The organism is Lacrimispora sanguinis (genome assembly GCF_044987295.1).
GTDB classification, from domain to species: Bacteria; Bacillota; Clostridia; order Lachnospirales; family Lachnospiraceae; genus Lacrimispora; species Lacrimispora celerecrescens_B.
The window spans coordinates 2,597,198-2,609,509 of the sequence record NZ_CP173277.1; the positions used below are offsets into that span (position 1 = coordinate 2,597,198).

At 44.0% G+C, this 12,312-nt stretch carries 11 protein-coding genes; all 11 read right to left on the minus strand.

All coding sequences use genetic code 11. The features are described from left to right. Positions 1–13: 13 nt before the first annotated feature. On the minus strand, positions 14–1,288 hold the full coding sequence (locus tag ACHZES_RS12095; protein ID WP_038278153.1) for a PTS sugar transporter subunit IIC: 1,275 nt from the start codon (positions 1,286–1,288) through the stop codon (positions 14–16). A gap of 30 nt (positions 1,289–1,318) precedes the next feature. Continuing rightward, positions 1,319–1,621 carry a PTS sugar transporter subunit IIB gene (locus ACHZES_RS12100; RefSeq protein ID WP_038278151.1) on the minus strand — a complete coding sequence of 101 codons (303 nt, stop codon included), beginning with the start codon at positions 1,619–1,621 and terminating at the stop codon, positions 1,319–1,321. A 14-nt stretch (positions 1,622–1,635) separates the two neighbouring features. Further along, complete coding sequence (locus tag ACHZES_RS12105; RefSeq protein WP_038278148.1) at positions 1,636–1,950, minus strand: PTS lactose/cellobiose transporter subunit IIA; 315 nt, start codon at positions 1,948–1,950, stop codon at positions 1,636–1,638. Between the two features lie 354 nt (positions 1,951–2,304). After that, positions 2,305–4,218 carry a BglG family transcription antiterminator gene (locus ACHZES_RS12110; RefSeq protein ID WP_395548984.1) on the minus strand — a complete coding sequence of 638 codons (1,914 nt, stop codon included), beginning with the start codon at positions 4,216–4,218 and terminating at the stop codon, positions 2,305–2,307. Between the two features lie 189 nt (positions 4,219–4,407). Then, complete coding sequence (gene prfA, locus ACHZES_RS12115) at positions 4,408–5,484, minus strand: peptide chain release factor 1 (RefSeq protein ID WP_038278144.1); 1,077 nt, start codon at positions 5,482–5,484, stop codon at positions 4,408–4,410. After that, complete coding sequence (gene prmC, locus ACHZES_RS12120; RefSeq protein ID WP_395548985.1) at positions 5,469–6,362, minus strand: peptide chain release factor N(5)-glutamine methyltransferase; 894 nt, start codon at positions 6,360–6,362, stop codon at positions 5,469–5,471. Before prmC ends, prfA begins: the two co-directional genes overlap by 16 nt. Continuing rightward, a complete protein-coding gene (locus ACHZES_RS12125; protein WP_154524840.1) occupies positions 6,359–7,303 on the minus strand; it encodes a DUF1385 domain-containing protein in 945 nt (314 codons plus the stop codon). Before ACHZES_RS12125 ends, prmC begins: the two co-directional genes overlap by 4 nt. Positions 7,304–7,557: 254 nt before the next feature. Then, positions 7,558–7,767 carry a 50S ribosomal protein L31 gene (gene rpmE, locus ACHZES_RS12130; RefSeq protein ID WP_013271164.1) on the minus strand — a complete coding sequence of 70 codons (210 nt, stop codon included), beginning with the start codon at positions 7,765–7,767 and terminating at the stop codon, positions 7,558–7,560. 135 nt (positions 7,768–7,902) lie between these two features. Beyond that, entirely contained in the window at positions 7,903–9,510 is a 1,608-nt protein-coding gene (rho, locus tag ACHZES_RS12135; RefSeq protein ID WP_395548986.1) for a transcription termination factor Rho, read from the minus strand. Between the two features lie 165 nt (positions 9,511–9,675). Next, complete coding sequence (locus ACHZES_RS12140; protein ID WP_154524842.1) at positions 9,676–10,995, minus strand: replication-associated recombination protein A; 1,320 nt, start codon at positions 10,993–10,995, stop codon at positions 9,676–9,678. A 148-nt stretch (positions 10,996–11,143) separates the two neighbouring features. Further along, positions 11,144–12,118, minus strand: coding sequence for a Gfo/Idh/MocA family oxidoreductase (locus tag ACHZES_RS12145; protein WP_395548987.1), 975 nt, complete (start codon positions 12,116–12,118; stop codon positions 11,144–11,146). Positions 12,119–12,312: the final 194 nt, after the last annotated feature.

Consider the following 12,312-nt stretch of genomic DNA (forward strand, 5'->3'; position numbering starts at 1 on the left):
AATTCCTCCATGATCAATTTTTTGCCGCTTCATCAACTTCAATATCTGTTGTTTCAACTGCTTGATTTTCATTCTCCAACATTTGTTTTTCAGCAATTTTGAAAAATGGCATATAGATGACAATCGCAATGACAATTTCAACCGCAGACCAGATCGCGGCTCTTATATCCCAACCAGTAGCCATTAAAGGTCCGATAATTGGAGGCATGGTCCAGGGAACCATCATCATTGGCCTGCCAACTAATCCAATGGACATAAGAAAATAACTGCTGGCAGCTAATACTAACGGAATCAAGATGAAAGGAATCATCATCAATGGATTCATGATAATTGGAAAACCGAAAATTACCGGCTCATTTATTTCAAAAATCGAACCTGGAAGAGCCACCTTTCCCAATTCCTTATAAGTTTTTGATTTTGAGAAAATCATCAGAAGAACTAAAGTTAATGTAGCTCCTGTTCCGCCTACATTAACAAACAGGCTGGAAAAACCGGAAGCGGTGATATAAGGAAGTGCTTCTCCTTTTGCATATGCAGAAGCATTTGCTGCAACAAATGCTAAAAATATTGGATCTGCAACACCTTCTAATGTCATATCCCCATGGATTCCTGCACACCACAATAAACTTACCAAAAATGTATAAAGTAAAATACCAGGTAAACTATTTAATGCATGAAGCAACGGAGAAAAGATACTTTGAATAAATTCAGTAATATTAAAATGCAGCGGAACACGAATTGTCCAGAACAGCACTAAAATCAGCATTGCTGGAATCAAAGATACAAAGGAATTACTTACTGCCGGCGGTACACCGTCAGGCAGCTTAAATACCCAATTCTTTTTAATACAGAAATGATAAATTTCGGTAGTAACAATACCTGCAATAATTGCTGTAAATAGTCCCGTGGAATCAAAGCCCGCAGGATCAATGGTAAAGCCGTCAGAAAGCTGAGTGGTAATAAAAGCCATTACTGACAAGCCCGCACCGGAAATAGCATCAAGGTCATAACTTTTACTTAGTTCATAACCGATTCCAATGGCTGCTAAAAGTGAAATAATACCAAATGAAACACCGACAGCAGCATTAATCATATCTTCATAAGGTGCTAAAAAATTTGTCCAGCTTTCAATTGGAATATTTCCTATGATAAGAAAAATACTTCCGCTTATGATTGCCGGTAACGTTAAGGTTAAACCATTACGCACCGCTACCAAATGTCTTTGATTCCCCAATCTTGACAATGGCGGTATAATCGTGTCTTGCAACCAATTCATCAATTTATCCATCTTTATTTCCCCCTTAATTTGTGCTCACATTCAATCGCCTAAAGCTTTTTTGACCTGAGCAATCACCTTGGCACCGTTCATCGTGCCATATACCTGCATATCAATGCATTCAATGATCTTACCTGGACAGTCCTTTTCTACTTTTGCCTTGCTGAAACGAACCTGGGGCCCCAGCAGAATGATATCTGCATCCTTTCCCTTGTCCTTGGTGCTTGCAAGTGCATAGGCATTGATCTTGCACTCATAATTTTCTTTTTCTGCTGCCTCTTTCATCTTATGAACCAAGAGACTGGTGGACATTCCTGCCGCACAAAACAAAACAATGTTTCTCATAACTAACTCCCTTTCTATGAATGATTTATTTTTGTTCTTAAAATATCAATCATTTCCTTGCATAGATCCATGACCGTCATAGCATTCATCAGATGATCCTGAGCATGAACCATTAAAAGTCCGACTTCTGCCTTTTGGCCGTTTAACTCATTCTGGATCATTTCTGTCTGGACCTCATGTGCTTCCTGAATCGTCTTTTCTGCATCTTCCATTAACTGGTCCGCATGTTTAAAATCACCATTTTTTGCCGAACGCAGTGCTTCTATCGCGCTGCTTCTGGCATTCCCTCCGCAGACTACAAGCTTCATAACAATCATTTCAATATCCATTCTCACACTGCCTCTCTCTTAACTTGTATTATTTGTATTGCTTCTATCTTATGTTAACCTCTCCCTCTGTTGGCAGCTGGTACAATTGTGTACGGAATGAACGATAGACCTTGCTGCTGCACGCAGGCCGTTCCTAAGTTTTCCTTCCATCACTTCCTTTATCCATTGCTCATTCACATACTACCATACTTCTTTTTAGAACTCCATGATGCCTTTTTCCATTTTCGTAATGGTACCTTTTTCCGACGAAATATGCACCTCTGCAAAGCAGATCCAACCGGAAACGAGAAAAAGACGTGTACAAAATGATTATCATTTTGTACACGTCTCACCTTTATTCTTTACGCATTTCCCTCATACTTCCTTTGGAATCTGGGCTTCTATGCTGCTCATGGCTTCTATAAATGCATCATAATCCTGTTTTCTGACCAGCTCCTGGATCTGTTTCTGGCTTAAAAGAAAGGCCGCCGTCATCTGATAGAAGCGCTGCAGTTCTTCACTGGTATGATCCTTATTGGCTATGGATACCAGGAAAACAGCACGCACCTTCTGCCCTTCCCAGTCCACCGGTTCATCAAGGATTCCAACACATACAAACGTCTCCTCACTGATAGCCTTATAAACGTGAGGCATTGCCACCATATTTCCAAAAGCAGTCTTAGCTAACCTCTCCCTCTTTAGGACGGATTCATAAAATTCTTTCGGAAGATTTTTCTTTTCCATGACAAACTGGCACATGCAGCGAAGGACCTCCTCCTTTGTCAGCAGCTTCAAATGAGGCAGAAACATCTCCCTTTCATAGTAATTCCGTACGGAAGATGCCCGATCGGATGTAAGAACCTTTTTTACATTTACAATGTCTTTGTCATCAAGAAAATACTGTACCTCCAGTATCGGAAGGGGTACGGGAACCGTAATCGGAACGGTGGTGAAGATATAATCATATTTTGAGAAATCTACCTTGTAAATACTCCCCACATCGCAGGCAGTAATATCATTTATATATTCCTTAAACGAATTCTGGTACTTATACTGAAGAAGCTTTGCGCTTCCCCGCCCGGAAGAGCATACCAGAAGTATATTCTTTTTCTCTATTTCCGTCTTTTTCCGCTCAAGGGCAAAGGCGAAAGCAAAGGCAAAGTATGCAATCTCATCTTCCGACAAAAGGATATGAAAATGTTCATTGATGACTGTAACCGCATTGCAGGCCATGGTATAGGAAAGGCAGAACTTTTCTTTTACATCCCGAAGAAGTGGATTCTTTAAATCCATATCATATTTGATCCTGACACTTAAAGGCACCAGATGCTGGCAGAGTAGCATACGCAGCTCCAGATCACTGCGGAAATCAAATTTGAACAGATCATACACCCGCTCCAGCATGACAGTTACCAGATCGCTGATTTCCTGGTTGATGATGATATTCTGATCTGCCTCATCGGAATGGTATATCATCTTCTTCCCCGCCAGGTGTATGGCAATGTAGACGATCTCTGTTTCAGGGAATGAGATATGGAATGTGGATTCTATCTGTTTAGCAATTTCTTTTGCAATCTGATACTCGTACCTGCCGTTAAAATTCTTCAGAGGTTCCTCAGGCATCGGCACATAATGGCATTCCATGATCCGGCTGATCGCTATGTAGAGATGAACAACAAGGTTCTGATAGGCAGCTCCGGGAATCAGGAAATCGTTCTTTTTAAGAACATCCGATACACATGCCGCAATCTCATCCATGCTCTGATTGCCCTTATGAAGCCGTTTTCCGGAAAATGACGCGATGCACAATCTGGCCTCGAACTCTCCTCCTTCCAACTTAATTCCGTAATTAGGCTTTCGAATGATTTTTATATTAAATTTATCTAAGTATTGTTCTACTTCCTTTAGATCTGCGGTTAATGTCCGTTTCGAGATATACAGACTGTCACTCAATTCATCCAACTTCACATAGGAAGGGCTGTTAAATAAATATTCCAGCAGGTATTGTATCCGTTCCTCCGACGTGTCAGGCAGATATTTATCAGAATGACGGGTGGATAGTTCCTGTATAAAAGAACTGAACTTTTCTTTGTCCGAAACGTTCAGATAATATCCTACACCGTATTTTGAAAGAATCGAGGCCCCATAGGGCTCTATTTCCTGATTTATTTCTTTCAGCAGATTGCGAATGGTCTTTGTCCCGATACAGATTTGCCCTGCAAGATCTTCTGCCGTATAGTATTCGCTGTCTGACAAAATATCCAGGATCTGTCTCTTTCGCCTATCCATATCTATTCACTCCTATTTATTCATGTCAAATTTGAAATACTTTTAGCCATATTTTTTATGCACATTTACATAATACCATAATTTACAAGGGAACTAAATGATTCTTTTTTCCAATTTCGATGTGGTAATCTCTTCTTACAGATCGTCGAAACAAAAAACCCCATTCCATTGCGGAACGGGGCAGTATTTTTATACCTCTTCATTCAATTTGCTTAAGCGCGCAGCCTGGTCCGCTGCAATGAGAGAGTCCAGAAGTTCATGAATGTCTCCATTCATAATGGAGTCAATCTTATAAAGAGTCAGTTTGATTCTGTGATCCGTCACACGGCCCTGAGGGAAATTATAGGTGCGGATCTTCTCGGAACGGTCTCCGGTACCGATCTGGCTTCTTCTTTCTTCGGCCTCTGAATTCTGCCGTTTCTCAATCTCCATATCATAAAGCTTGGAACGCAATAACCGGAAAGCCTTTTCCTTATTCTGAAGCTGTGATTTTTCCGTCTGGCTGTAAATCACGATACCCGTAGGCATGTGGGTCAGACGAACGGCAGAGTCGGTAGTATTTACACACTGTCCGCCATTTCCGGAAGCACGCATAACGTCGATTCTCACATCTTTATCCTCAATCACGACGTCAAACTCTTCTGCTTCAGGCATAACCGCCACCGTTGCCGTGGAAGTGTGGATTCTTCCACCGCTCTCTGTCTCCGGAACTCGCTGTACACGGTGGACGCCGCTTTCATATTTCATCTTGGAATAAGCGCCCTTGCCTGTAATCATGGCTACGACTTCTTTAAAACCGCCGATCCCATTTTCATTGACGCTGATCAGCTCTACCTTCCAGCGATGTCCCTCCGCATAATTTATATACATACGGTACAGCTCGGAAGCGAACAGAGCTGCCTCGTCGCCGCCTGCTCCGGCACGGATCTCCAGAATAATATTCTTATCGTCATTTGGGTCCTTAGGTAAGAGTAAAATCTTAAGTTCCTGCTCAAGCGCCTCAATCTGCTTCTTGGCATCGGATAATTCTTCCTTTGCCATCTCCCGCATCTCCTCGTCGTTCTCTTCCTCCAGAAGTGCCAGGCTATCTTCCACAGTCTGCTTTGCCTTTTTATACTGGGTATAAGTCTCAACTAAATCCGCCAGATCCGCCTGCTCCTTCATCAGCTTCCGAAACCGGTTCTGATCCTCTGCTACGGAAGGATTGTTAAGCTCTTGCATTAATTCTTCATAATGAATTAAAATATCATCTAATCTATCAAACATTGGTAACCTCCTGAATGCATTCGTGAACAAACCACGCGGTCCAGCCCTGCCGCATCTTTAACCACCTGGATCTCTCCAAAGCCGGCATCCTTTAATAAACCGCTGACAGCCTCTCCCTGGTCATAACCGATCTCAAAATAAACCGCACCTCCCGGGGCTAGATGAGGACGGCTTTCCAAAGCAAGCTTTCTGTAAAAGTACAAACCATCTTCTTTCCCGTCAAGGGCCAGCATCGGTTCATGATCCCGGACTTCCGGCTGCAGTCCTTCTATTATTTTCGTTGGAATATAAGGGGGATTTGACACGATCACATCAAACTTTTTCTGTTCCTCAATTGAGACAAACAAATCGCTTTCTATCAATTTGATCTTTCCCTCTCCCAAAAGTTCTCCTACATTCCGTTCCGCCACTTTAAGTGCTTCTCTGGAGATATCCACGGCAGTTACGTGGTCAAATCCACCAAGCTTTGCAAGGCTGACAGCAATACAGCCGCTTCCCGTACACAGATCAAGAACTTCCGGCTGCTTTCCTTTATAATCCTTTAAGACCAGTTCCACCAGCGTTTCCGTATCCTGCCTTGGAATCAGCACATGCTCATTTACAAAAAATTCAAGGCCCATAAACTCCCGGCTTCCTGTAATCTGCTGAAGGGGAATCCTCCTGGAACGTTTCTCTATCATAGCCCGGTATTTGGAAACGGCCTCCAGTGAAAATTCCTCTTCCGAAAGCTCCCTGTTCCTGTCTATAAGAAAATGGACCATATCCGTGCGGAATGCCTCAAAAAGCAAGTATCTGGAATCAAGAGATGCCTCTTCCACCCCAGCCTTTGATAGCTTTTCTGTTCCTTCTTCCAATAAATGCTGTAATGTCAGATTCATGCTCTATTCTCCGGGAAGTTCTTGTTAAGAAATGCCTTCCAGTCAAACACAGCCTCCACAGAAGCAATACCAACCTGAATCATAGCATCGTCCGGTTCTTTGGTAGTAAGTCCCTGCATCCACATGCCTGGGCGGCTTAATAAATCCACCAGTTTTGAATTGCTGCGTCCTGCCAGACGTAAAAATTCATAGGAAACACCGGCTATGACCGGAATCAGTATGATCCGGCTGAGAATCCGAAGAGGCAGCGTGTTCACTCTCACCACCATGAAAAACAGGATGCTGATGATCATGACAATCAGGAGAAAGCTGGTTCCGCAGCGCTTATGTTCCTTGGAACTGTTTCTGACATTTTCCACAGTAAGATCAAGCCCGTGCTCTAAGCAGTTAATGCACTTGTGCTCTGCTCCATGATACATAAAGGTCCTTCGGATATCCTCCATGCGTGAAACCAGACTGATGTAAGCGATAAAGATTCCGATACGGATCACACCTTCCAGAATCGCCATGATCGTCTGGGATTTAATAAAGTTATGGAATATATTAGCGAGAAACATTGGAAATACCATGAAAATCAGGATGGCCATTACCACGGAAAATGCCATCACGATACTCATCAATGCCTTTTCCATCTTCTCCCCAAACAGTCGTTCCAGCAGCTTTTCAAACTTGGAAGGCTCCATATCCTCCTCATCGTCCTCAAAAAAGCTGGCTGAAAAGGTCAAAGCCCTCATACCTAACACCATGGAATCCACAAAACTGAATATTCCTCTGATAAATGGCAGAGAAAAAAGCTTCACCTTTTCTCCCATGCTGACATAAGTATCCTTTTTCACTTCAATGGTTCCGTCCGGCTTGCGGACTGCTGTGGCATACTCATCCCCGTTTTTCATCATAACGCCTTCAATCACGGCTTGCCCGCCGATTCCTGAATACTTCATACGCCAAACCACCTTTCTACTTAAAAAATGGAAGCTTTTCACTAGTTAAAATCCCAAAAAAGGCTGAGCTAAAGTGTTTCCACCAAACTCAACCTCTTCTTTGCCCCTGATATAATAAGGAAGTTCCATACGCCCAATGAGCACATAGAACGGCTGATTTCCTGAATTCATGAAGGAAGTCCGATTCACTTAAGGATCCTCGAACGAATAATTTACTAAATTCAGGCTGCACAACCTTTGCCTTCATAAGTAAATTATGCTTCAGCCTTAACGCCATATTTACGATTGAATTTATCAATACGTCCACGAGCGGAAGCAGCTTTCTGCTGACCGGTGTAGAATGAATGGCATTTAGAACAAACCTCTACGTGGATATCTTCCTTAGTAGAACCAGTTACGAATTCATTACCACAGTTGCAAACAACTTTTGCCTGATAGTAATTTGGATGGATTCCCTCTTTCATGATTTTCACCTCACATACTTTGATTTCTATTAAATCGCAGTCCGTAAACCGACTTTGTCTAATAAACAGCTTACACAGTATAACATAGATTTTTTTTTTATGCAAGCTTTTATTTCTATAAAAAACCCGTATTCTCTAGAAAAAGCGCATTTTTTTGGAGGTTTCCACGAATTCCCTGTTGTTTCTTGTCCGTGAGAATAAGTCAAGTATTTTCTCTACCGCATCTTCCGGTTTCAGGGTATTAGTAGCCTTCCTTACAATATCAACTGCTTCCGCTTCTTCCCTTGTAAGCAGCAGGTCATCCCTTCTGGTGCCGGACTTTAGAATATCAATGGCAGGGAATATCCTCTTCTCAGACAACTTCCGGTCAAGAACCAGTTCCATGTTGCCGGTTCCCTTAAATTCCTCGTAAATAACGTCATCCATACGGCTGCCCGTATCCACAAGAGCGGTTGCAAGAACAGTGAGGCTGCCCCCCTCCCTCATGTTTCTGGCTGCACCAAAGAAACGCTTTGGCATATGAAGGGCTGCCGGATCCAGACCGCCGGATAAGGTACGGCCGCTTGGAGCTACCGTTAAGTTATAAGCTCTTGCCAGACGGGTAATGCTGTCTAACAGGATCACCACATCCCGGCCATGCTCAACCAGGCGCTTGGCCCTTTCGATCACCATTTCCGACACTCTTTTATGGCGATCCGGAAGCTCGTCAAAGGTGGAATAGAGCACTTCCACGTTATTTCCGGTAATGGACTCCTTAATATCCGTAACCTCCTCGGGACGTTCATCAATCAATAGAATCATGAGATGGATCTCCGGGTGGTTTACGGTTATGGCCTTTGCCACCTCTTTAAGCAGAGTAGTTTTTCCTGCCTTTGGCGGAGATACAATCATACCTCTCTGCCCCTTTCCAATCGGAGCTAAAAGATCCAGGACGCGCATGGCAGTGGTGTTTTTTCCTCCCTGAGTCTCCATATGAAGCCTTTCATCCGGGAATATGGGAATCATATTTTCAAAGTTAGGACGGCGTTCCGCCGCACTGGTGGGATAGCCGTTGATTTTCTTTACATATAGAAGGGCCGCAAACTTTTCTGCCGCGGTCTTCACTCTGCGGCTTCCATGAATGATGTCTCCTGTTTTCATGTTAAACCTGCGGATCTGAGAAGGCGCCACGTAGACGTCATTTTCTCCCGGAAGGTAGTTTTCACAACGGATGAAACCAAAACCATCGGGCATAACCTCCAAAATTCCATGAGCCTCGATCCCACTGTCCAGCTCCTGCAGTTCAGGGCTTGGCTGAAAATCTCCTCTTGGTTCTTCCGTAACCGTTTCAGTCCTTGCCTCATTCCTTACGGGTGGCTCTGTGCTGTTTCCCGGTGACGGCCGATAACCTGCGGGCCTTTGCTGTCCTTCCGGACGATACGAGCGGACAACGGTCTTCCTTTGGCTGCCGGCTGTAGACTGCATCTGCTGATCCACATTCATCTGTCCCTGCTGGCTTACAGAATCCGTATGAGGCTGGGTCTGAGCGGCTGGCTGTGCCGTAACAGGCTTAAAAACCTCTTTTTTTACTTCCTCCGCCTTTTCCACTGAAACATTTCCTTGAGAAGCAGGAGCCTCCCCTCCCTTTTCGCAAAGTAAATCTATAATTTCAGCTTTTCGCATGGAGCTGCATCCCTTGATTCCTTGGGCTTTGGCAAGCTCCTTTAATTCCGCTAACGGCAATGTTTGTAATTTTTCACGCATATTATTCTCCTTCATGATTCCTTATAACAGTTGTTTCGTAATCTTGGGAATGCTTCACGATAGAATATCGCAACAGATGGCCGGAAATGTCATTCCGGCCCAAATCATGATAAACCAGGTCGTACGATACGCCTATTATATACCTTAATATTAAAAAAGAAAAGGTTATTTTTTCAGTTCCTCTAAGTGCTCTTTGATTCTGCGCTCATAGCCATTTTCCGTAGGATGATAGAACGATACATCCTCCATCCCATCAGGAAGATACTGCTGTTTCACATAGTTGCCCGGATAATCATGGGCATAGAGATAGCCCTGTCCATGGCCCAGCTTCGCCGCTCCCTTATAATGGGAGTCCTGCAGATGAACCGGCACAGGCATGGTTTTCTGGTTCCGTACTGCATCCAAAGCTCCAAACACCGCCATACAGGCCGCATTGCTCTTAGGTGCCGAGGCCACATAGGTGACTGCTTCCGCCAGAATGATCTGAGCTTCCGGAAGCCCGATTCTCTCGGCTGCCTGGGCTGCCGCCACTGCTAGAATAAGAGCCTGGGGATCCGCATTTCCTACATCCTCTGCAGCACAGATCATGATTCTTCTGGCAATGAACTTTATATCTTCTCCGGCATAAAGCATCCTTGCCAGATAGTAAACGGCCGCATCCGGATCCGATCCCCGCATGCTCTTTATAAAGGCCGAAATGGTATCGTAATGATTGTCCCCTGTTTTGTCATAGCGCACCACCCGCTTTTGGATGCACTCTTCTGCAACCTGGAGACTGATATGGATTTTTCCGTCTGACGGATCCCGGTCTGTGGTCATGACTCCCAGCTCCACCGCATTTAAAGCGGCTCTTGCATCTCCATTGGAAACATCTGCCAGAAATTCCTCCGCTTCCTCGTCAATCACAGCGTTATAGGAACCCATTCCCTTATCCTGGTCATATACCGCCCGATGGACCAGTTTCCTGATATCCTCTTTTTCCAGAGGCTTCAATTCAAATACCCTGGATCTTGAAAGAAGAGCGCCATTTACCTCAAAATAAGGATTTTCTGTAGTGGCTCCTATGAGAGTCAGTGTCCCATCCTCCACGAATGGAAGCAGATAATCCTGCTGCCCTTTGTTAAAGCGATGGATCTCATCCACGAACAATATAGTCTTTTTGCCATACATTCCTAAGGAATCCTTCGCTTCCTTTACGATATCTTCCATGTCCTTTTTTCCGGCTACCGTGGCGTTGAGCTGTCTGAACTCTCCGCTTGTGGTATTGGCAATCACCCGTGCCAGGGTAGTTTTTCCGGTTCCCGGAGGCCCGTAGAAAATCACAGAACCCAGCTTGTCCGCTTTAATGGCCCGGTAGAGCAGTTTATCCCTGCCAATGATATGCTGCTGCCCCACTACCTCGTCAAGTGTCGACGGCCGAAGCCTTGATGCAAGGGGGGACTCTTTTTTCATGGTATTTTCTCTCATATAATCAAACAAATCCATTATTATTCTCCCGTATCTTAAAATCCCTTGAGGAAGAACCTCTTGCGGCCTATCCGAAAGAAGCCTTCCGGCTGTAACAAGAGTATATCCCTGCTTTGATAAAGTGTCAATGGCATCCCGCTTTCCTACACCCTCTTAAGAGTATGGGTTATAATTCTTCCGGATACTTCATATTCCAGTCATTCCGTAATCTTGTCATTATGTTCATGACATCTATCGTATATTCCAGCTGCATATCATCAGCTTCTCCGGCAACCGCTTTCTCCATATCCTGGATTTCATACAACAGGGCATCGTCGGTGTTTCCTGCTTCAATCTCCTCCCGGCGGTTACCTTCCGTATAAGTGATCACTGCCTTATCAGCCCTTGGATATTCATATATTTCAATATAGCCCTTGTCAAATACCACGGTTCCCCGCTTAGGCTGCTTCGCATGCAGGGACAGTGAAACGGAAGCCATCTCCTGTTTATTGTTCATCAGCAGGATACCTGCCTGTTCGTCAACACCGCTGGGGGCAAGCTTCACCTGTGACAGGATCTGGTCCGGCGCCTCTGCCATAAACCATCTTACAAAGGAAAGGGCATACACCCCGATATCAAGCAGTGCCCCTCCAGCAAGGCTTGGGCTAAAAAACCTGTTTTCCATATTATAATCCTTGTAGCTTCCAAAGTTCATCTGGATAAAGCGTAAGGGGCCCAGTTGTCCGCTATTTACAATCTCCTGCAATTTTTTATAAAGGGGCATATGATAAATAGTCATTGCCTCGGCAAGCACCAGATCATTATTCTCCGCAAGACCGACCGCCTCAGTAAGCTCTCTAGAATTCAGTGTAATCGATTTCTCACACAGCACATGCTTTCCATTCTTTAATGCTTCTTTTAAATAAGTAATATGGGTATTATGAGGCGTTGAAATATAAATAATATCTACTTCATCATCATGAAACATGTCATAGACATTATGGTAAACCTTCTCTACCCCGTATGTTTCTGCAAATTTAACCGCATTTTCATAAGTTCTGTTTCCAACCCCATATAAAGTTTTTCCCTGCTTCTTCAAATTTTCAGCCAGCTGTTTTGCAATTACGCCGCAGCCTAATGTTGCCCAACGATACTCTTTCATACTCAAGCCTCCTCAATATCCTTGATTTCTCAGTCACCCGTAAATTACAGCTTCTTCATAACTTCTTCTATATAATGCCTATTATGGGCAGTACCTGTTCCTTTGTCAAGTATTGCTGCCAGACTCTTATGGTTCAGTTCGCAATATTGCATTTTGCATACAACAAAGCCCTACTTGCTTCGACATAAAGCCGG